The organism is Paenibacillus shunpengii (assembly GCF_042684905.1).
In the GTDB taxonomy this organism is placed as follows: Bacteria; Bacillota; Bacilli; order Paenibacillales; family Paenibacillaceae; genus Paenibacillus; species Paenibacillus shunpengii.
Map to the genome: position 1 here is coordinate 105,744 of NZ_JBHUMJ010000011.1, position 23,836 is coordinate 129,579.

Annotated in this window: 12 protein-coding genes; all 12 read right to left on the reverse strand. The window is 44.8% G+C overall.

Annotated features, from left to right (window positions below; all coding sequences use genetic code 11):
* Window positions 1-2 precede the first annotated feature (2 nt).
* The 12 genes from ACFSVM_RS22500 to ACFSVM_RS22555 all read right to left on the reverse strand — a co-directional run bounded on the left by ACFSVM_RS22500 (window position 3) and on the right by ACFSVM_RS22555 (window position 23,768).
* Window positions 3-1,163, reverse strand: a complete 1,161-nt coding sequence (locus tag ACFSVM_RS22500; RefSeq protein WP_076314513.1) for a sensor histidine kinase — start codon at window positions 1,161-1,163, stop codon at window positions 3-5.
* A 47-nt stretch (window positions 1,164-1,210) separates the two neighbouring features.
* Window positions 1,211-3,919, reverse strand: a complete 2,709-nt coding sequence (locus ACFSVM_RS22505; protein WP_379264707.1) for a stalk domain-containing protein — start codon at window positions 3,917-3,919, stop codon at window positions 1,211-1,213.
* A gap of 274 nt (window positions 3,920-4,193) precedes the next feature.
* Window positions 4,194-7,895, reverse strand: coding sequence for a SwmB domain-containing protein (locus ACFSVM_RS22510; protein WP_379264709.1), 3,702 nt, complete (start codon window positions 7,893-7,895; stop codon window positions 4,194-4,196).
* 297 nt (window positions 7,896-8,192) lie between these two features.
* Window positions 8,193-9,395, reverse strand: coding sequence for a methionine adenosyltransferase (gene metK / locus ACFSVM_RS22515; RefSeq protein WP_379264711.1), 1,203 nt, complete (start codon window positions 9,393-9,395; stop codon window positions 8,193-8,195).
* A 226-nt stretch (window positions 9,396-9,621) separates the two neighbouring features.
* Entirely contained in the window at window positions 9,622-9,900 is a 279-nt protein-coding gene (locus ACFSVM_RS22520) for a small, acid-soluble spore protein, alpha/beta type (RefSeq protein WP_379264713.1), read from the reverse strand.
* Window positions 9,901-10,140: 240 nt separating this feature from the next.
* Complete coding sequence (locus tag ACFSVM_RS22525; RefSeq protein ID WP_379264715.1) at window positions 10,141-10,647, reverse strand: hypothetical protein; 507 nt, start codon at window positions 10,645-10,647, stop codon at window positions 10,141-10,143.
* Between the two features lie 91 nt (window positions 10,648-10,738).
* Window positions 10,739-13,540, reverse strand: coding sequence for a hypothetical protein (locus ACFSVM_RS22530; protein ID WP_379264717.1), 2,802 nt, complete (start codon window positions 13,538-13,540; stop codon window positions 10,739-10,741).
* Between the two features lie 127 nt (window positions 13,541-13,667).
* Window positions 13,668-16,697: an S-layer homology domain-containing protein gene (locus tag ACFSVM_RS22535; RefSeq protein WP_083656036.1), complete on the reverse strand. Its 3,030-nt coding sequence runs from the start codon at window positions 16,695-16,697 to the stop codon at window positions 13,668-13,670.
* A gap of 539 nt (window positions 16,698-17,236) precedes the next feature.
* Complete coding sequence (locus ACFSVM_RS22540; RefSeq protein WP_076314506.1) at window positions 17,237-17,578, reverse strand: hypothetical protein; 342 nt, start codon at window positions 17,576-17,578, stop codon at window positions 17,237-17,239.
* A 147-nt stretch (window positions 17,579-17,725) separates the two neighbouring features.
* Window positions 17,726-21,619 carry an S-layer homology domain-containing protein gene (locus ACFSVM_RS22545; protein WP_379264720.1) on the reverse strand — a complete coding sequence of 1,298 codons (3,894 nt, stop codon included), beginning with the start codon at window positions 21,617-21,619 and terminating at the stop codon, window positions 17,726-17,728.
* A gap of 165 nt (window positions 21,620-21,784) precedes the next feature.
* Window positions 21,785-22,906 carry a glycosyltransferase family 4 protein gene (locus ACFSVM_RS22550; protein ID WP_076314504.1) on the reverse strand — a complete coding sequence of 374 codons (1,122 nt, stop codon included), beginning with the start codon at window positions 22,904-22,906 and terminating at the stop codon, window positions 21,785-21,787.
* Between the two features lie 160 nt (window positions 22,907-23,066).
* The gene (locus tag ACFSVM_RS22555) at window positions 23,067-23,768 is read right to left on the reverse strand and encodes a WecB/TagA/CpsF family glycosyltransferase (protein WP_379265221.1); all 702 of its coding nucleotides are present in this window, start codon (window positions 23,766-23,768) and stop codon (window positions 23,067-23,069) included.
* Window positions 23,769-23,836 lie beyond the last annotated feature (68 nt).

Consider the following 23,836-nt stretch of genomic DNA (forward strand, 5'->3'; position numbering starts at 1 on the left):
TGCTACTCCTTTCCCTTTTCCACGTTTGTCGGGATATGAATCACAATCTTGGTGCCTTGATTCTCTCCTGATTCAATTTCCATTCGGCCTTCGAGCAGCTCGACTCTCTCACGCATCCCAATCAGACCAAAGTGTGAATGGTCCTTGCTCTTCTGTTCCAGCAGTTCGGGCTTAAAGCCAAGCCCGTTATCCTGTACAACAATCTTGACGAGCTGTGCCTGAAAAGTAATCTCCACCACGACATAGGTCGGGTATGCATGCTTGGCTGCATTCGACAAGCCTTCTTGCACTAAACGATAAACGGCAGCCTCCATAGCCGAAGACAAACGGTGTTCCTTCCCTCTGGTTTCAAAAAGCGCGCGAATCTTCGTTTTTTCTTCAAAATCCTGCACGTATTTTCGAAGCGTGGGAATTAAGCCCAGGTCATCTAGTGCCATTGGACGCAAATTGAAAATAACTTTGCGCATTTCTCCAAGGCTTGAACGAACCTGCTTCTTCAAATCTACTATTTCGGCCTGCACCATCTTAAAATCCTGCTTAACCAGCATTCTTTCTACAATTTCCGTCCTAAGCACTAAGTTTGCAAGCATTTGCGCAGGGCCGTCATGGATTTCCCGGGCGATTCTTTTGCGCTCTTCTTCCTGGGCCAGGATAATCTTTAAACCGATCATTTGTCGATTCTTGGCAGACTCGATGATTCGGGTTACCTGACCTAATTCGCCGGATAGGTACTCCATAACGACATTCATCTGTGAACCGATGGTTTCTGCGCGCTCCACAGATTCCTCAATGCTTCTCGCACGCTTCTGCAGATCGTCGCGGCGTGCTTTAAGGTACATTTCCTTCTCTCTGTAAATCATCAAATCCAGCTGAAGCTGTGTCGCCTTTTCATAAGCTTGCTTGATGTCATGCTCGGAAAAGCGGACGAAATCCCGGCTGACCTCTGTCAGCCGGATTCGGGACCGGCGGAAATTAAGCTCAAGCTGATCGACCTTCTCGATCGTTTCCGCCGTCTCTTTCAGGATGGATTGAATCTCCTGATTGAGCGTCTTCAGCTCGGTTCGAGCTGAGTCCATTATTTCAAAAATCTGATATTTACTACTTTCCATGACCTGCATGGCGTTTTTTATGACGCGGTCAAGAGCATCAGCTTGAAAGTCCACAAATGTTCGACTCCATTCCTAACGTTTCCAGGATATATCATACCATATCACGAGTCGATAGTGACGGTCTTCGTTTTCTGTTCCCATTTTACGGTAAGGCCAAGCTGTTCAGATACTAGTCTGAGCGGGACTAAAGTCCTACCGCCGGAAATATACGGAGCCACACTCGCGCTTAGGCGCTGCCCGTTAAGGATAAATTCCTTCTCGTTTACTGTAAGATCAATCAGCTTGCCGCCGCGGAGAATCGTCACACGCTGGTTCTTACTGTCCCAGGTTGCTCTGCCTCCGAACGCATCCAGCACATGCTTGATTGGTACATAGGTTGCATTATTCTTCAGTACAGGCGCTGCATCGATTGCCTTCTTCGTTCCATTGAAGGTGACCGATTTTTGTCCAATGACAAACTTGGCAGTTCCTGTTGGTAATCCTGCTTCACTAGATAGGGAAGGCATGGTTAGAGCAATATTATCAAAGGCTACTGTTCCTGCCATCGCTCTCTCATCCTGACCTTCCTCAAGATTGACGACATATAACCGCTTCAGCTTCGCCGGATACGCAATGTCTGAACCGCTTAGATCGACACTAATGTTCTTCCAGCCTGTCCAGTTGATATTACGGGCAAGATCAATGTATACCGTTTTGCCGTTTGCATCAAGCACTTCTGCCCGCAGCCAATTCAGACTGTGATCGCCAAGGACGTCCATAGACAGCGCCGTAGCACTGGACTCGATTTGTTTGCCGGAAGTGCCGTTAAGCTGTGCATAAGCATACATTTTACCACTTCCGCCGTTCATATCATAGCTCAGTTCCAGCACTTTGGAGCCGGACTTCTCGCCAGTTCCGTTAACAACGCGTGCTGCTCCGGTGACGCCGGATGCATTCGTCGTGAAGCTGATTGGATAGCTTACATTCTCAAAGTTTTCCCACATCGTTTGTCCTGCAGTCGTCAAGACAACGACCGTGCTGAAGCCGTCATAACGGCCAATGGCATAGCCCACCGATGTGCCTGAATTTACAGAGGATACAGTGAGTGTATCACCCGATACACTTCCCTTAAATCCAACGAATTCCCACTTCAAGCTGTCTGCCGGCAGGGAGACGGATTGTCCATCTTTGGTCGTTGCGGTAATCGGAATAGCAATGGCCGCTCCTTTTTGCAGCGAACCTGTACCTGCTCCAGCCTTAAGTGACTTCAGATTGCTTGCGCCCACAACGGTGATCTGCATCTTCGCACTTGCCGAGCCGCTCACTGCGGTCAGGGTTGCTGTACCGCCGCCTGTGGCAGTTATTTTGCCGCCGCTAGTGCTGATGACATTGCCGTTACTGGATTTCCAAGTGACCGAAGCGCCGCTCATATCATAAGGATTATAATACGTATCGTAGCCCTTGAGGCTGTAAGTTCCTTCCTGTCCAACGAGCATAGAGGACGTTCCGCTAATCGTTAGTCCCTTTAGCTGCCCCTGTGGTGCCAGAGAATATACACCCAGACCATTAATAACAGCACGCTGCTCTGTGCCATATTCCGTTGCAAAAGCAAGGCCTGTGTTCATTTCACCAAGCGGTCTCGTGATCATCGTTGTCGATCCGCCGCCGTCAAGGTTCATCCCTTTCCACACGCCAATACTTACCATGAACTTCTGCAGCTCCGACAGTGACATTCCCGAGCTTGAGCTGTTATCCTGAACTGCAATTAAATACACATATCTGCCGTCTTGGGAATACCCTACTGCCGTACGGGCTCGGTACCCTCCAATACTGGACACATCTCTGGAGAAGGAAGCCTCTCTCCCCCCATTTACCAGCAGGGTATGTCCGCCAATCATCATATCGAGATTGTTCGGGTTCACGGTTTGTCCCGTGGTCTTCGCGATCAGCTTATAATCCGCACGAATGGATTGTCCGACGGCCAGATTCGTATTAATCCATTCTCCTGCCGTACCATGAGCGCGCAAAATATACGCACCCTCCGGAATGGTCGTGTTAAGTGGAGTTTTATAGGAAATTTGCTGAATGACATCGTTCTGTACCAGCACTTCTGTAGCAGCAGCGGTTGCCGGGTCATTCGGCCGCTTCACTGAAGTCCATGCGGATGTATAAATATACATCGAATTTGCATGACTGTATTTAACAGACCCAGACTCCAGAGTGTAATCTTCCTTATTCATGCCTCTCAGCTTAAAGGTAGACCCATTAGAAGCCGTAACCGAGCCTTCAAAGCTGTATTCATCAATCATCGGTTTGCCGTCCTTGGTCACCGTTAAAGCCTGCATCCCCGACAGCTCAGAAGGAGTCGACATCAACACTCCATCCATGACTTGCCCGCCAATCGGTGCGCCTTCCCCGCTCACATTAAAATAATCACCATTCACGCCGGCTACTGCGCCGGTTTCCTTCACCATTCCCCCAGTGCTCTGTTTACTGTTGAACTTGCCTTGTTTACCTGTCATCACATCCAATTTCACATTCGGATTATTCAAATCCACTTGAATTACATTCGCCAGCACGTTTGATGAAGCCCCAGAACGCGTTGTTGTATATCGATAATTGATCATTTTGGCTCCCGCCGTGATCATCTCTTCTGATATTTTGGTTGTACTTGCCGCCATGGCCACACTTGATATTTGAAGGGTATCCTGCAGAACCTGTCCTGTTCCAAGAACGGGGGTCACCCATAATACGCCTGCGATCGTCACAATCATCCACTTCTTGCCTGACCTTGCCGCCAGTTTCCCCGTTTGCTTCCTCTCTTTGCTCATAAAAAAAGCGCCTCTCCCATCCTATGTGCTTTCTATTAATGAGTTCAGCCCCGCAAGTCTCTGTCATAGAGATTCACGGAGCTGAAGACACGAACATCCTCTCAATAATAGACTGCTAAAAATGGAAAAAGTTACGCTCTTTCTCTAACTTTATCAATAGAATCTAGCAAGTTGAACATATCCATCGGTTTTGTTGAAAAAAATACATAAAGGTATCCGCATCTATTTCATCTATCCACTAGACTTCGGTTCCTTTGCTCTAACTTTTACTCTCTTATTCAGTATAAATGCTCAGCATTCTAGTAATCATGACTGCTGCCTGGGCACGTGTCGCATTTCCACCCGGTTTAAATGTATTCTGTGTCATCCCCTCAATGATCCCTTGCTGGACAGCCTCAGCCACGATATGGGGTGCTTGAATGTACGCACGATCCTTAAACTTGCTCAGAATACTGTTCGCTGAACCATTAAGTCCGGAATCATGACCGCCATAGTGCAGAGCACGAACCATCATGATCGCCATTTGCTCACGCGTGATCAGCTGATTTGGCTTAAAGGTTCCATCCTGATGACCTGTAATGATGCCCGCTTTTGCTGCCGCACCAATATAGGCACCCGATACGTTGTAAGGTACGTCGCCAAATTGCTGCGTTGTATCCCAGCTCCCATTTAAACCTAATGCTCTTGCAATCATGCCAGCAAATTCGGCACGTGTAATCGCGGTATTTGGACCGTATTCTGCGCCTGCTGCAGTATCAATAATCCACTTGGCTGCCAGACCTTCAACCGCTTCTTTACCCCAGTGTCCATATAAGCCCATATACTGTACTGGATGATTCGCTGCAATCAATGCCTGGTTCTCTGAAAGATTCGCTTGTACTAGCACAGCGTCCGTTATTTGCGAAATTTTACTCGGCACCGGACTCAGTCTTTGAATCGTGCTATCCAGCTTCACTACGCCAAGCGTTCTGCTATTTGTCATGCTGCTGAGTCGCAGCTTAAGCTGTCCCTTGAGTGCTACTTCTGCCTTAGTAGAGGTATCACTTACGATAAAGGAGCTGACATCTGTATAAGCGGACAGCTTCGTTGCTGATGCTTGAGACAGCATGGTATCCATCGCGACCGACGAGCTGGATGGCACTTCTTCAATCTGAAGATACAGCGTCGTCTTCGTGATGTCACTGTACACTCGTGCAGCCATAGAGGTGAGATCCAGATCGGACACACTTACAGTGAATATTCGGTCTCCATATCTGACACCAATCACCGCATCAGGATACTGACGTTTCAATTCATCCAGCGTCTGTACCGGAAAACCAACCATTGCCGCAGCTTCCGTCTCTGGAACTTCTACAACCAGCATCTTGGATACTCCAGAAGCCGAGCTTGCAAACGCGAATGCCTGTTTTAATGTGTCCGCACTGACGGTATATGAACCCACAGCCCGATTGTATTTAGACAAAGCTGTCGTTCTCTTGGTAGCCGCCGTGCTAAGCGCATAGCCTGTTTCATTAAACAACCCGGAGTTTAGCACGGATAATCCACTTGGCATTCCAGCCGCGCCTCCGCTGCCACTGCCTGGGTTGGTGCTGCCTGTCGTTTTATTTTGCAGAGTGATTGGCCCAAAGCCAGCGATCAATTCCCCTGCCGCTGTTCGAAGCGGCGTTGTACCTGGTGTGTACATCATCGTAACCGCTTGTCCAGTCAATACAGGGTTAGATAACGTTAATGTTAATGTCTGTCCCTGAACTGCAGCCATTGTCGGTTGCATATTTTGTCCGCCTGCATTTACCGTAAACTGGGAAGAAGCTGTCCCCGATCCTTGCATAGCCTCGGTCATCGTCAGCAGTACGGTTGAACCTTGAACCTCAGCCTGTCGAACACTACCGCTGCCGTACACCGTAACCGGCACCAGATTGATATAACCAGCCGGATTATAATTAAGATCCGTCAGCCTCTTAACACCTGGAATATAGGATAAAGTTACGTCTTGATTCATTTGTATTGTATTGGCAAGAGTGAGCGTAACCGTATCTTCCTCTGCTTCCACGGCGTTAACAAACAACGGCGCTCGGTTTACAAGCACAGAGAACTGACTTTTTAGCGGTAAATCATTCGTACGAAGCGCTTCATTATACCGAACGTACATTTTATTCCCACTAGCGGTTACCTCTAGCAATTCCGGAGCTTTTGTATCGTTACTGTTTCTTACAAAAAAATCAGTAAACCCTGCAAGTGACTGCTCCCTGTTATCTTTCAGCGGATAAGATCCCGGAGTGTAGTTCACCCGGATGACTTCGCCATCTCTTACCGATCGATCAAGCGTCAGTGTAACAACGGAACCATTACTTATGGAGATACTGCTTATTCCGATACTGCTGCCATCTGCTGTTACCACAAACTGATCTTTAGCTGAGGAAGAGGTCACTTTTACACTTTCCGTAAAATATAAATAGAGTGTATTGCCGTATACCGTACCTTCCCTCGGTTTAGATAGAACAGAATCCAAATCATTTATGATCTCTCTGCTGGAAAAAGCGGCAACGGCATTCCCCGCATCATCCTGCAGCGGCCTGATCCCCGGCGTATAGGATAAACGTACGACCTGACCTACGGCTACTCCCGTATCGAGCATAATATAGACGCTGTCTCCTGAAATGCTGACATCACTGATACCTCTGATCTCACCGTTGACCGTAACCGAATAGCTTGATATTAATGGCCTCGTATTCGAATTCAACCATTCGTCGTAAGTAAGACGGATCAGCGTGTTACTGTACATTTTGGACGTTTGCAATACAGGAGCCGTAGTATCCTTTGTAAAGGTCTTAAAGCTCCAGGAGTTGCTGCCAACGAGCCCCCCAAATGTATTACCTGCCGCATCTCTGAACACACCACCGGGTACATCAACCTGATACGTCGTATTGTGTTCTAGCTGAGCAACAGGGCTAATCACGAGCTGCCTGTGATTCTTATCGTTAATAGCGGTCGTCGTATTTACGACGCTGCCGCCCGCTTTGCGTAGAGTAACGTTCCCTCTGTAATTGATATCGAGTGCTTTATTAAAAGTTAGTGTTATCGGTTGATCCACGGGTGCGCTCATATTTCCGTCATATGGAGATAAGGAAGTGACTGTGAGTGCGGTCGTATCGGTTGATACCAGGAAACGCCAGTCTCCCTCACGTATTTCGGCACTTCTGTTCTGCTGCGCATCCCAGAAGGCTCCAGCACTTACCCGAACCTCATATGATGTATTATTTTCAAACGAAATTGAAGGTTTGATCTTGATTGTATTGGTACCTCCCCCACTGACATTAGAGGATGTGGACGAGATGGTTTCAACGGTCTGACCACTCTTACGGTTAATGATCTGAATTGTACCTGCCGCCGGATACATCTCCTTCGCAAATTGGAGTGTCAATGTTGAAGCCGGGAGTATCCCTGACGCTCCGTTCGCTGGCAATTTCTCAATGACAGATACTTCCCCCATCCCCACTGTCCAGAAACGCCATTTGCTCGCATCTTGAATACCGGCAAAAGGTACCCCCTGTTCTTTCGTGAACGTTCCTGCATCAATCAGCACATAATAGCCGCCGCTTTGCAGCTGGGTAGTGCCCAAATTCATCGTAATGTATGTACCGTACCCCTCAGGAGAAACCTCATTTCCTCCTTTAGTATCGTAAATCTTTACTTCTGTTGCTAAATCAAATGCTTTCACTTCCTTATTATCAGACAAAGAGCGAATGCGAATCGAGCCTTCCCCTTTTTTGACCGGCTGGGTTAACTCCATCGTTAGGCTCGGGTTCTGAGCCACTTCAACTTGTCCGGAATATGGACTGATATCCTTTACATCTTCAATTTGCGTAGATGCTTGTGTCACTACTGCTTCTGCCGCGTAGTTCTTCTCTATACCCCAGCTGAACACCATTTGTGCGCATAAAGCAGCTGTCAGCAGTAGTGATAGTTTTTTCTTCATTGAAAAGTAATTCCTCCTTCCAGCATTTTAGATAAAGAGTAGCTTAAAAATATGAGTATAGACCTCTTCTTTTCATCGGTCAGTTGGAAAATATAGTTTAGCCGATGCTACGGAAATGCTCTCAGAATAGATTGGGTCCAGGTTACGAGGTTAATTTTCTTTGCTAATAATAAATCAATCACATGCTACAAAGTATGTATTTTGACATTTAAAAAAAGCCCTCGATGGTTACCCATCGAAGGCTTAAATTTGGTCGCTCTCTCATATCGAGCTTATTCAATCCGTTCTGCTTGCTAATTATAGACCAGCTTGGCTCTTCAATACGTCTGCTTTGTCCATGCGTTCCCATGGCAGATCGATATCTGTACGGCCGAAGTGGCCATATGCCGCTGTTTGCTTGTAGATCGGACGACGCAGATCCAGCATACGAATAATGCCCGCCGGACGAAGGTCGAAGTTGTTCCGCACGAGTTCAACCAGCTTCTCTTCGCTGATCTTGCCTGTGCCATATGTATCGACGTTGATCGATACCGGATTCGCTACGCCGATCGCATATGCAAGCTGAATCTCCACCTTGTCAGCAAGTCCCGCTGCAACGAGATTCTTCGCTACATAACGCGCTGCATAAGCTGCAGAACGGTCTACCTTCGTAGGATCCTTACCGGAGAAAGCACCGCCGCCATGACGCGCATAGCCGCCATATGTATCCACGATAATCTTCCGTCCTGTAAGTCCTGCGTCCCCTTGAGGTCCACCGATGACAAAACGGCCTGTCGGGTTAATGAAGTATTTTGTTTCATTGTCCAGCAGTTCTGCCGGAACGACAGGAGACAGCACATGCTCACGAATGTCAGTCTGAATTTGCTCCAGCGTAATATCTTCGGCATGCTGTGTAGATACTACGATGGTGTCCACACGAACCGGCTTGTTGCCGTCATATTCAATCGTGACTTGGGTCTTGCCGTCCGGACGAAGGTATCCAAGTGTACCATCCTTACGAACTTCAGCCAGACGACGAGCAATACGGTGAGACAGAGCAATCGGGAGCGGCATAAGCTCTGGGGTCTCATTGGTTGCAAAACCAAACATCAGACCTTGGTCTCCCGCACCGATATTTTCCGTTTCCTTCTCCATTAGAGCCGGGTCGCGGTTCTCTAGGGCCGCATTAACACCCTGAGCAATGTCCTTGGACTGCTCGTTCAGGGAAGTAAGTACAGCGGAAGTCTGGTAATCAAAACCATATTTCGCGCGTGTATATCCGATCTCTTTAATGGTGTTACGCGCAATGGCCGAAATGTCGATATAATCAGCTGTTGAAGTAATCTCACCGATAACCAGCACAAGTCCGGTCGCGACAGATACTTCACATGCTACACGGGCATTTGGATCGGCTTCAAGAAATGCATCCAGTACTGCGTCTGATATCTGATCACAGATTTTATCCGGATGTCCTTCAGTTACGGACTCTGATGTGAATAAGTGACGCCCTTTAACAGACATTGTAGTAATCAACCTCCCACATATATGGATATTATGGTCTTTCCCCCATACGTTTATCCTTAAACAAAAAACGAACCTTTTCCACCATGGAAAAGGTTGCAATACATCCTCATACGACATGTTAACGTATTTGTCAATCCGTGTCAATCAGATAAAGTATGAATATTCCAGTCGGATATTACGGTTTTATTGCCTTTTTTACAGACAAAATGCAGTTTTATGCTTCCTACAGATTAGGAATCTGGAACGCACTAGACTCCGCAGATCGGACAAGTCGTTTCGTAATTTCTCCGCCAATCGATCCGTTTTCTCTAGAGGTCAAATATCCCCATCCAGCAAACGAGGAATGACCCGTTGTTGAGCCCAGCTCATCACCAAACTCTGTGTCTGCCCCCCCTGTATGGGAACCGCCGGTATATATCCCAAACTCCGCTGCGATTTCGTATTTCATTTGCTCCAGCATTTGACGGGATTCCGGAACCAGCTTGCTTTTGTTTCTCGCCATATTCTATGCACCTCCTGCGTATTGTTCTTGCAGAAATATTGTTTGCAGCTCGGCCGCATTGTAGACTGGCGAATCATTGTTACTTATGGAAAAATGACACTCAATAAGCAAATCCATCTCGTTCACGAAAAAAGACGCTCCGCCTCATATATAATATGAAGCGAAACGTCGCATACTTATAAGTAACGGGCTATAAAAATATGACTTAGCTTTTGTACACCCTAATAAGAAGCTCAGTGCTTAAGGAACCAAGAAAAGATTATAATTACCGCGAACCATAACCGTCAGATTATATTTATTGCCCTGAGCAACCTCGATCCCTCTACCCTCACGAGGGAAAGAGAGCAGATGATTGTTCGTAATTGCTGTTCCATTGGTCAAGTCCTGTCCTGCAGTCAGATCGGCTACACCGTTCGCATCTGCTGAATAGATAACGGCCTTCCCACTACGAACGATAAACTCAGTTCCTGCTCCCGCAACAAGACGCTGTCCGGGCTTCACAACAACGATCTTCAGTTCTTCACCTGCAGCTGGGGTGGATGGTTCAGATGGACCCTCTCCACTCCCGCCATTTAGTGCATTTTGTATTGCTTGATCTACATAACTCTTTGTAACGACTGGATCATCCGCTGTACCCGGCTGGGTATTCACTGATGCACCGTCCGCAGTAATATTCATAACTGATCCAATCCATATGCCACCACCGATCGCAACGGCAGCCATAACTAATTTCAACATGCGTTTCATGATGTTCCTCCTCTAATCTATCAATCCCATAATTATCATGATAGAGTGATTTTGCCATATAGACAAGAAGAACTTGGTAATAAGAAAAAAACTATTCTTCTGGAATTACAGCAGGAAGGCGATTGGGATTATAGTACATGGACTGACCAGCAATCTTTAACCTCTCCCCTTGAAACTCGTCATAAATGGATATTTGATAGGTTCCCGCTCTACGATCTTCGAAGATTTGATCATCTATAGACCAGGATAGCAGCTGGTTCCCTCCCAGCTTCATGTCTGTGCCCGGAACGAGCTCCTTGGCAAAGGTTCTGCCCGTAGAGTCACTAATCTCGACAATGAACTTGTGCTCATTCTCAGGAAGGCTATACTCGTTGTTTTGGCTAAGTGTATAGTACCATTCAATAGATACATTGGAACCACCTGACAGGTATGCATCGAAGGTATGCGTCTGTACTTGGTATGGGAACAGCTCAAAATTTTGGATCGTTGTCAGTGCAGTTATCTGCTGCGGGCTAATTTCAAGAGATGCCGCATTAACGTAACCACTTGACTCTCCTTTCACCGGTGTAAGCTTATCCTCCGTAATTCCTTCACCGACGATTAGTCGCATATCAGAAACCGTGACTCGTTTAGGAATCTTGGTCCACATGGTTACGATGCTCTTGTCTTCAGGGCCAGCCGGGTAATCAATCTGTTTGACGTTCGCTTTGAAATAAAGGCCGCTGGAAGACATATAGTATCCGCTGAGTTGAGATAGATCTGCCTGACGATTCTCCATATTGGTCATTTCCAGCTCTGTATACACAAGATCTGTCGTTGTCCCTGGATAAACGACGGATTTTCGTGTCTTGACTTCCGCCTTTTTACCGAGTGTGGTTAGCGTGTAAGCTTCATCCTTCTCAATCTCCGGCACCTCTGGGATGGCTCCAATATTCGTCAGCTTGATCCACTCTGTTGACTCTTCTCCTACCTTCTCTTCAAGTGCTACTTGCAGCTGAGCAATATCTAGCGATGTCGGAATCTTCGTTACCAAATACATATCTACCGCCTGCCCTGGTCCGAGCAGTGAAGCAGCCTGACTCTTAATCAGTTTCGTGCTGCTTGCGTCCTTCGCTGCATCAATGGTATATACACCTTGCAGATCTGGAAGACGAAGTGTCTTCACCGACGTGTTCTTGACCGTCAGCTTGGCAGAGAGCAGATCCCCGTCTGTCCAAGGTAAACGTTGAATGGAAGACCAGGTCACACCATAGGTTCCGCTATCATTCTTTACAGAGATCTCTCGCCCAAGCGTATTCTGTAATGAAGATGGCTGAGGAAGTATATAGATTCCTGCGGGATAACTGTAAGCGGGTGCTTTGCTCTCTGGATCCTCCGATTTAGGTGTATTCATGATTAGCTTTAGCGCACCTTGAGCCACTTCATAGGATACGGAGATATCCAGCTTGATCGTCTTCTCTGCACCTGGCTGTAAAGATAGATTCTCTAGCGCCTTCGTTGTCATCGGATAGGAGTTGCCATTACCGCTTTTCAATAGAAATTCGTATTTAGGCACCATGATAGTTTCTTTGCTGATGTTCTTGAATTTGAAGCTTAAGGACAAATCATTGCTGCCATAGCTCTGACTGACCGTCGCTGCTTCCAGCGTCGTTTCCAGCTTCAAATTCTCCACCGTGACTTGTCTTGGTTTAAAAGGCGGCGTCGATACAGTCTGTGTCGTACTTGCTGCAGGCAGCTGTAAGGTAGCAAGCGGAAGCACCGTCTTGGCCTCGCCTTCCTCTTCAACGACAATGAGCTCTGCTCCTGCCAGCTTGACCGACTTCGGGATACTGGAGAGCAGCTTCAATGTCTTATTCTCCTGTGGCTGAATACTAAAGGTAGCTTCTGCCGAATCCAAGAGCAGCGGATAGTTGCTGCCTCCTGCTGTTCTCAGAATCCATTTTGCGGTAGGGTTCTCCAGCAGCTTGTAGCCCGTATTATGCAGGTTCACACTGACCTCTGCATAGTTGTAATCCGTACCCGAATGGAACTCAAACTTCGATACTTTAATCTTGACCGGTATATCGTTGAGACGTATGGTCTTGGATTGTTTGACTGGTGTAGACAAGGTATAAGATGCAGGCACATTAAAATGCCCTAAATGGCTCTCATAGTTCGGTTTGCTGAAATCCCATTTCACGATCTGGAACAGAAGATCACTGACTTTTACGTTCTTTCCAACCTTCACAATATAGGTAACGGCAAGGGACGAGCCAGCGGCTACACTCTTCTTCTCCTGATCGCGTGCGATGAGGTTCGGAGAATACAACGTTCCACCTTTGGTTTTCACTTTGGTCCAATAATCAATAAGCATTAATGTCTTGCTGTCATTATTCTGATAGGTCAGGGTGTAGGTGAGGGTCTTGCCATCTTCTTGTGTAAGTACATTGAGGTCGGTAAGTTTAACATTGCTCTTAGAGGTTAACTTGACGGGTTTGAGGTTATTAAGTGTATGTATGGGTTTGTCACTTTTTATCGATGATACATTGGAGCTTTTGCTTGTTGAGGAGTTCTTTACAGTTGAATTTGATTTTGAGTTACTGGCCGAGGCACCGATTTGATTTAGATCGGAGTTGCCATTCATCAAGCCTGCTCCAAGTAGTTGTGCTCTTGGCACCTGTCCGCTATACAGTAAGTGCGACGGTGTTAATGTGGATGTGTCTGAATAAGTGGACGTTAATGGATGAATAGGCAGTGCTTGTACTACTTGATCTGAGTGAGGATGTGAAGTAACCTGTGTTCCTGTTAAATCACTGGAATCATCTGATATAGCACCTACGGAAGTGCCTTGCCCGATAATAAGTACGGCAGCGGTGATCCAAAGTAAGGCTTTTTGAGTATGTTTATGATCCACGTCTGTACCTCCAATTGTTTCCTTATTTTGAAGTTACTATATAGACGCTGGTTTAGTAGGAAAAGTTTCTATAGATATAAACAAAAAAACAGTGGGGTTCCCCCCACTGTTTTTTCTGCTCAACTAATTATTTGAATACTACAGATGTAGAGAATGCTTTTGCAGCATTACCTTTAGTTGTATCCTTAATAACTTTAGAGCTTTCGTTGCTGGAGTTCAGTTCAATAGTTACTACAGAGTCAGTAGTCAAAGCTTTATCAGTAGTAAATGTAACTACCAAATCTTTACCACTAGCGCTGTACTGAACGTTGCTCACAGTTACTCCTGTAACAGATGCAGATACTACGTTAGTACCGGAAACAGCTGCGATTGCTTCGTCGAAAGTCACACGTGCTTCGTAAGAAGTACCAGTTCCAGTAACTTTCAATGGGTTTTCGGAAATAATAGCAGGAGCAATCTTATCAGTTAGATTGATTGTAAATCCAGTTTGTACTTTAACTCCAAACTCAGTTGCGGAGTTAGGTTCTGTTGCATCTACAACAAATGCATAATTTGAAGCATCAGCAGGAAGAACTTTGTCTCCTCTTAAGACGAAGTTGTAAGCATCAGAAGTTTTACCATCATAAGAAACTTCGTAAGTGTCACCAGTTACAGTGTTCTTGATTGCAAAATCGTTAGCATCAATGCTGGACAGATTCGCATCAAATTCAACTGCAATTTTCGTGTTAGATACAGCATTTGCTACTGTTGCTTGAACTGCTGAACTTGGTTTAACAACTACATAACCAACATAACCATTGTTCTTATAAGCATAGTTTCCAGCTTTGTCTGCTACCAATGTCACTCTAAGCTCAGCGCCATTAGCAGAAACTTGTTTAGTCGTGCTAGGAACTGTAATCTTCACTGTGTCGGCTGTAACAGCTTCTACTGTTGCGTTAGTTGGAAGTGCTTCGTATGTGCTGGAAGCCGCAGTCCACTTCACATTATACTTAGTTCTTTCCAATACGCTTCCAGAACCATCAGTAGCCATTTCTTTATTATAAGTGAGGTAGAAGCTTACATCACGCGCACCGTTAGTATTAGGTGTACCTTCTTCAACCCAAGCAGTTTTCAGTTCCGGAGTAGTTGTATCGCCTACTTCGAATGTACCAGTGTAAGGCAAGATTGTGTTAGGAACATATGCATTATCTTGTACTCCAGCAACTGCTAGTGTATAAGTACCTTGTTTAAAAGTGCTAGAAAGAGTGATTGTAGCTTCTGTTTTATCAGCGCTTAGAGCAACCTCTCTTACAGGATGACCTGCTGAATCAAGTCCATTTCCAGTAACTACTTTGCCGTCTTTATCTTTGATAGTGTAGTTATCTTTATTAGTTGCATAGTTTACTGTTTCGGAATATTTCACTTTAATTGAGATATCTCCGTTGTCTTTAACACTTGTAGTAAGAGAAGTAACTTCAGGACGTGCAGTGTCTAAAGTAGGAGTAATCTTAACTTCACGATTTGCACTGTTACCACTATAGTCAGTAGCACCTTCAATCACAATTGTGTTCTCATTAACTGCAAGTGCGTTCTCTTTTGTGAATACTACAGTAACTTTGTTACCGGAACGAGTAACTGTACCGGTTTTGGATGATACACCGTTGTAAACTTTACCTACGGATCTCAATGGCTCGTTAAACTCGATTTCCACTTTTGTAAGATCAGAAGATTTGGATGTCACTACAGTTGGAGCTTCAGTATCAACTGCTACAGTGAAGTCATAGGATACTGGAGTAACTACGAAACCAGCAAAATCTTTAACTCCATTTACTGTAAGTTTGTGATCTCCTGTAGCGAGTTCAGTAGTAACGATCACTGTTGAAGAGTTAACGTATTCTACAGAACCAGCAATGGATTTACCATCAATTTTGTAGTTTGCAGTAGAGATCGCTGTTGCACGGTCAACCGGCTCAGAGAATTCTACTTGGAACGCTTTAGTACCAAGACCAGTTACTTCTTCAACTTCAGGAATTGTAACGTCTACTGGAGTAAATGTTACTTCTTCAGAGAAAGTTTTAGATTTATCAGCGTTTTTAACGCCGTCAACTTTGATCTTGATAGCTTTTTGGTTCTCTAGTTTGTTAGTATCAGACAGATTTTCGCCTTTCAAGGAAAGAACAACGGATTTCTTATCAGCAGACAATACTGCGGAATCAATTGTTTTAGAGAAAGAATAGTTTGTAACTTCTTCTGCAGTTTCTTCGTCAACTTCTCCGTCAAAATTCACTACTACTTGTTTCAAGTTGTTAGCAGAAGCACCTTCAACTTTAGTTGCAGAAGTAACTACGTAAGTAACTTTCTCAGTGAATTCTTTTTCTTGGTAAGTAAATTTAACTTCAGTTTCTTTGTTAGCTTCAAGAGCTTTATCCAAAGTTACTTTTACAGTTTCGCCGTCAGTCATTTTGAATTCTACAACTTTACCAGCTTCGGATACAGTGTAGGATTCTACGGACAGGCTCAATTCTTGATCAACTGCGTAAGCAGCGCCTACAAGAAGTTCGCGAGTAGCGTTGGATTGGAAGTTAGCGTTAGCGTCAACCAGACCTGCGTTGATTGCTGCTTGAACATAACCTTTAGCCCATGTTGTTGCAGAGTTGTTAGTTTCAGTTGGTACTTCAAGATCAAGCGCACGTACAAGTACAGTTGCCATTTCTTGAATTGTTACTGGGTTAGAAACTCCGAAGATTTTCTTAGTAGAGTTAACGCCTTCCATGATACCTGCAGCGTAAACTGCTTCTACATAAGGAGCTGCCCAGTGTTTCTCACCGTAGTTTTTGTCTTTGAAGGAGTAAACGCCTTCTACTTCTTTAAGACCCAAAGTTTTAGTGATGACTTTAGCGAACTCAGCGCGAGTCATTTGTCTGTCAAGGTGTGCTTGACCGTCTGGGAATCCAGAGAAGATTCCTTTATCTTTCAAGTAGTTGTATTGCGCGTTTACATCAGTAAGACCAGTTTGACCGAATGCTACAGAAGCAAACATGGAGAATGCCATTGCTGTAGACAAAGCCACGGATAAAATTTTCTTCATAACCTTTTTTTCTCCTCCTCGAGAAATCATCACATGATTATTTTCTTTATGATTGCTAGTACTAGTAAATGGGTTGCCCGTGTTACTCATTAGCCGATACACCCCCTTTCCAGAGTTGAGCAAGTAAATCCATATAAAATGATGTCTGTGATAGATCACAGAAACTAGTAAATATAAGCCAGGGTAAGAAAAAATAGAGTAGTTTCCTAATCCTACCTATCGTATTATACAATGCGGTTTAGAAGACGTAAAGAAAATTTTTCTAATAAATAGACAAAATTCTCCATGAATCTCTTTCCTAAATCCTCCATCGTTTTGGCTCTACATCTTAAACGCAGTAGTTTCAAAAAAGTTGCGAAGTTTCGAAAAAAATTTTCCACTAATTAAAAAATGATGGGATTCATCCTTCAATATAGAATATCGGTTCCAATTAATTGATGATGAATAGCGCGTAAACTCTATGTTATATGTAACCACAAATAATACTGGAATATACTTCAATTTAAGTAACATTTCAAAAAAAATTCAAAATCCCCTCAGGTGAAACAGCAACGTAACTAATAGAACGATAAAAATATAAAAAAGGTGCCGAATTTCGGCACCTTCATCTCTTAAGTTATCCAGTTGATTTACTTAATCTTCATTGCCAGTTCAATGATGCGAGCACGCAGCTTAGGATCGGTATTCAAATTCTCATACATATCCTCGATTGGTTTCTTGTTATCGCGGTATGTCTTCTCATGCTTGATCGTAACATGGGACCATTCAATAAGCTCATTCTCTGCTGCCATCAAATTATTATATGCATCGTGGAATCCAGTCTTCATAACAAGACCTTCCATAACTTCCTGCGAGATCTCCTGAGTCTTGCGTGTCTTCTCAATCTCTACTTCTAGAATCGCTGCTTGTTTCTCAAACTGTGTCTTTGCCTTCATGTAGCCAAGCTGAGCTTTCGAATAGATTGCTTTCATCAGATACCTTCACCCTTTAGCAAAATGTGTATTTTAACGCTATTGTATCTTATAATCTATTAAATTACAAAATCTAGTGAATGATTCTTTCTATAGATAGAAAAGAACTGCGCCTCAGAGGAGCAGTTCTTTCTCTGTTAGAAGATTTTAACTTAAATTAATTGGAAAAAGTTTGTTGCTCTTTTTGAACAGCTCCACAGCAATTTTAGCTGCTTCTGCACGTGTCAGGAAGCCCTGCGGATTAAAACTGTACTGCGGCTTGCTCTGTCCGGCAACCGTTAATGCATTTCCTGTCATGATTTTTGCTTTGTTCACTGCCAGGACGGCCGGCTTCGCATAATAGTTAATGCTGCCCGAATCCACATACAGCTTCGCCAGATTGTCTGTTAGCTTGCTGTCATTAGCAGCTAGCTTGAGCTTCATTGCACGGGCGATCATCACAGCCGCTTGTTCACGGGTCAGAGGCTGGCTCGGGGCAAATACCCCTTCCGTTAGTCCTGTCACAATTCCTGCTCTTGCTGCTGTTTCAATATGCTCGTAATCCCATGTTTCGCTTCGTGCCCCAGGCACAAGATCCACGAAGGTTTGATTATTGTCATAGTTCAAAGGCAGATTCATACCCTTAACGAGCAGCGTAGCGAATTCTCCGCGCGATGTGCGATCATCAGTACCAAACTGATCAAATCGAATATTCTCCATCAAGCCCTTAGAATACATCGCGTTCAGGACGTTTCTAGCCCAATTGTGATTCGTAATATCTGTGTAGCTGCGGCTCAGCTTCATTACCACATAATAACCGAACTCATCGAAAGGAACAGTAATGGTATGGTTCTTCGCGTCGACAATACCACCAACATTGATCCATTCCCGATCAGAGGTATATTTAAATACGGTAATTGTAGAACCCACTTCATCAACCACGCTGCTGTTGTAAGTAAGTGTTAGTTCCCCACGCTGCGACGGAGTAACCTCACGTTCAGCTGCAATTGTCGGATCACCATACAAGCCTTCAATCGAATATGGAGCAAGTCCATTGGTAGGCGGCAAGTAATCTGCAGAACCTAATGTTCCGCGTTCTCCAAGTCCTCCACTGATCCAGTAAACATTAGAGATCGTCGTAAAATTCTGTTTATCTCCAGAGGAAGCTCCGAATCGCAGGAAGTACTCATCCGGGATATCCCATACCGGAAATCCTGTTTCTTCATTAGAAAGACCGTTGTTCGGGAAACCGATAATGTTGCCATAATCATTTCTGCGCTCCACTACGCCGTCTTTTGGATCTGCTAGACCGAATAGCAGCTGTGTTGTAGGGTAATATTTATTAATCCCTCTCGAATCTGTAGATTGCATAATAGTTCCCTTAGGAAACTCAAGCTCTAGACTCTTATTAAATACACTGTATTTAGTAGCGACTTTTGGAGCCATGTACTGGGAATCAACTGCGACTGCACCTGTATAATACACCGATATCGTGTCTTCAAGTGTTGTACTTCCACGTACGATCTCAATATCAATATCATTTGCTTTGTCTTGCTTGAGGCCAACATAATCATACAAGAAGCGATCATCACCGAGATCTGTTCTCTTTACCGCAGGCTCTCCATCGATTAATACTTCAGTGGCACCTTCTGCTTCAATATCAAAGCGAACAAAATTCTTATTCACAACATAGGCTCCATCAACCGTCGGCTGTGGTGCTAACAATCGATAAGGCTTAACCTCTCGGACCAATTGGAGCTGCTGGCTTGTCTTCGCCCCAGTGCTATTAATCAATTCCAGATTATATACATAGGTTCCAGGCGTTTCAGCAGGCAAATTCTGCACACGGATAACAAATTCAGCTGAACTGCCGAAGTATTCATAGGCGTATGTCTTATTGTTGTAAGTAAACTCGCTTGTCTGCTTAATAATTGTATCTGTGACATCCAAGGAGAATAAATTCTGTGATCCTAGATTCAAGTTCACCTTGGATGCTCCATTACCGCGAATAACGATGTCATGCTCTTGAAGACTCGTTGTATACGTTCCGCCATTGTATATGAAATCAGGAGTCAGATTGAAAATCTTCGCCCATTGTTCATTATCTGTATATTCCAGCGGGAAGGTAACTCTGTTATTGCCTACAGCCGGCTGAAATTTATCAATGTTGGAAACATTCTCATCCAGAATATAGATGCGGATTTCTTTTCTTACAACCCGGTACTGATTGTTATCATCTGCAACCGTTCCGGTAAATACGATTCTGTTTTCACCATAATATAAAGGTCCGGTGTCTGCATTGACTTGCAGATTCAGATTAAACTTTCCGTTTGTCAGCCAAGTTCCAAGACCCGATGGTGTTGTTCCGTTAACGAACACTTCTCCTTTGAAAGCCGTGCTGTTCAGATCAAAACCGATATACTCCCCTGAGACCTGCAGGTTTGTTGTCTGATTCGAATCAATGGTCACCGTCTGACCATCCGTCAGGTTAGAGACATAAATATAAGTTTTGGAAACAAATGAAATGACAGCGTCCTTATACTGCGTGGATCCGGAATATTGGAAACGAACGGTTTGATTCCCGTTCTGGAAACCAGAAATTCTGTAAATATACTCTGTTGTTGAACCTTCTACCGGTCCCACATAATTGATTGTCATGTTGCTGCCTACGGGCAAGTATTTTGCTGTTAGGGCATTAGGATCTGTGACAGGAGAATTCGTCTTAACGGAAATATAATAATCGCTGGAATCTACGTTTGCTCCGTTAAGATTCTCTTTGGAATATGTTGCTTTACCATCTGTGCCTACTGTATAGCCTTTCAAATGATACAGCTGACTAATTACGACTTCACCTTGAGCAAAATTGAAATTTGCAGCCTTGTTCACTATTGTTGAACCGTAGGTAATATTTAATGTGTGTCTTTGGCTTTTTGCTGTAGTCCCACTTGTATCGTCAAGAAAAGGAAAGTTCGGAACTGCAAATGTAATCAGCCGGTAAGCCGAAGTGGCCCCTTCGACACCTTGAATAACAACATCGCTATTACCTGCAGTAACCAGCTTGCCTGAGCTGTCTAGTGACAGGGAAGAAAAGTATACCGGAGTTACATCAAGACCATTAAGCTTAATTGACTTACTCACAGCATCGCCTTCATCAGGAACTAAAGCTTGAACATACAATGTCGCTGTATCTTCCGCTCCTGTCCATGTTGGTGTTCCTGTTAATAAATTGTTTGCATTACGATCGGAGTCAGCTAAGTACATAGAAACGATCGGATTGCTCGTATCAAAGTAATACAGTGAGTGATTTACCGTAATTCGATCTGAACCATTCTCAATAACGAGAACAATATTGTTAAGTCCAGGATTCAGTGATAATTGTGGAGAGTAGAACGTCCCATCCGACAATAATGTCGTTGCTAGTGCTGACCCGCCATTTAGAGCCACCGTTGCTCTCGTCGCATTTTGAATTTTACCTTGAAGGGTAATATCTTTTCTTGGGATAACCACTTGAGTCCCCTCATTCAAGGTAACAGGTTGGGACAAGCCTAGTACACTTAAGCTCTCTACATATGGAACCTGGTCAAACAATACATAGAAGCTCTCCGACCGTGTCATATTGCCTTGTGTTCCAGAGAACGTAATTTCATTCATACCTGGATACAGCGTAAGTGTAGATGTAAAACGGTTTTCCGGGCTGTCTAAATCAAGCTGAATGGTTCCTGGAGTTACTTTTGAAGTATCACGAGTCCACTTCGAGGTGAGTGGATCCCATGTTAATTGCTGAATGCTGGCACTGAGTGTTGAGCCTGTAACTTTGGTATAGGTACCTGTTGCTGTTAGCATTTTATTTGTTACTTTATATGCATTTTCTCTACTCAGTAATTTATCCGTTCCTTCGAGCTTCAACTGAACGGTATTCTTCAGCGTTTCGATATCCGGAGCAAAATAACTCGTAGATACATTGTCCGCTGCCTCTGCCTTATTAATCAAACCAGGGGGGAACAGTGAAACAATAAGTGTTACTAACAGCAGCCATACCATCGGCCGTTTGATGCGCTGCATATAATCTCTCCTTTAAATATAGTTACCTCTTATATCGGATGGCCTGGGTTAAATATGAAGAAGTTTCAACAAAAAAAGCCTTATTCCCTAAATAGGAACAAGGCTGGTTAATAATAGTTCAAAGGTTTAAATTATAGATGATATAATGGCTGTTCAATTCACTTCTTATTTCGTGCGAGACTCGGACGCCTTCACTCTCAGCTTCATAAAGAAGTTGATCAGCGGACGCTTGGTTTTATCGATCAGGCCGATGACCTCTGCTCCGATCTGCAGGAAGAACATCATGACACAGATCACGACAAAGGTAACCCAGTTCGCTTCATGCATCGTCGCAGAAGACTGGATCACGGCAAGCACGCCGAAGAATGCGGCAATACCGTAGATAATCAGCACCGTTTGACGGTGGCTGAAGCCAAGCTCACGCAGACGGTGATGCAAGTGACCTTTATCCGGTGCGAAGATCGGCTTCTTGTTCAGGAAGCGGCGAAGAATCGCAAACAGCGTATCGGACAATGGCACAGCGATAATAATCAGCGGTGTGATCAAGGATACGACAGCGATCTGCTTAAATCCAAGAAGTGAGAGCATAGCAAGACTGAAGCCCAGGAACAGTGATCCTGTATCTCCCATGAAGATCTTGGCCGGATGAAAGTTAAAGAACAAGAATCCGATAATACTGCCGAGCAATACAAGACAGATGAGTGCAGTCGTAACATTGCCCATAATGAAGGACATCACCGCGATCGTACCAATCGCAATGGCAGACACACCTGCGGCAAGACCATCGAGTCCATCGATCAGGTTGATCGCATTCGTCACACCGACAATCCAGAAGATCGTCAGCGGAATCGAGATCCATAGTTCAAGTGATGAGTAAGCATCAGCAAAAGGAATATTTACAAAATCTATACGGATTTGAAATCCGAACACAACGACACACGCCGTAATAATCTGAGCTAAAAACTTAACCTTGGCCGACAATTGGAACCGGTCATCTAGCGCACCGATCAGGGCAATCATTGTACCGCCAATCATAAAAGCCTGGATGAATCGGGAATCTCTTGCAGTGAAGTATTCCGAAACAAACGGAAGCAGCGCCAGCATCGTGACCATGAAAGCAAGAAAAATACCGAGACCACCGAGTCTAGGCATAATCTTGGTATGAACCTTCCGTGCATCAGGCACGTCAACGGCTCCCACATTTACCGCAAACTTCTTCACGAGAGGCGTAAGTCCTACCGCAAGTCCGAGAGCCACGATAAATCCCAAGATATAGAACATTAACATTTGTTCATTCAACCCCCAATTTTTAAAAACAAAGAATCCTTCACGAATCTGTCCATGACCCAACTGAACAGCATTATACTCTCTTGACCTCTGAATTACTATTCTTTTTTTCTAGCAAAAAACATTGTTTTTAACAGATCTTCCTGTATTTTCACACGATTTACACTATTTTCGTCACGTTTTCTTTCTCACGTTTTACCTTGAGTACAAACTGCGGCAAGGCAAGCATGCGCTTGGCCCGCTTCGGTTCCTTGAGCAGCCGGTACAGCCATTCCGCTCTCAGCTTCTGGAATACGACCGGTGCACGCTTAGACTTGCCGGAAATAATATCGAAGCTGCCGCCCACGCCCATCATCAGCGGAACGCCGAGCTGCTCCTTATATTTACCAATCCAAGGCTCCTGGGTATCTGCCCCCCTGGCTACAAACAGCAGGTGCGGGCTCGCTGCACGAATCTGCGCAATGACTTCCGGATCTTCGGGCTCACCGAAGAAGCCATCGCGATATCCGCACACCACGATGCCAGGATATTGCTTTTGTAACCTGCTTGCTGTCTCTTGAATCACTTCTTCTGTAGAACCGAGCAAATACACTCTCCACTGATAGGATTCACCAACATGCATGAGTTCATGTAACAGATCAAATCCGGCAACACGCTCTGCTACAGGAACACCGCAGTATTCGGCTGCCCAGACTACACCGGTACCATCTGGAACGACCAGCTCGGCCGACTTCATAATTTCCATATATTTCGGATCATTCAGCGCTGCCATGACCATGATCGGGTTGCCTGTAATGATCTGATGGGGCTTACCGGCCTGTATCGCTTCGGTCAGATAAGCCACGGTGTCCTTCATATTCATGCGCGAAAACGGAATGCCAAAGATCGGCACCGTCGGTACGGTTCTCACGGGGGATTGAGTTTGATCTG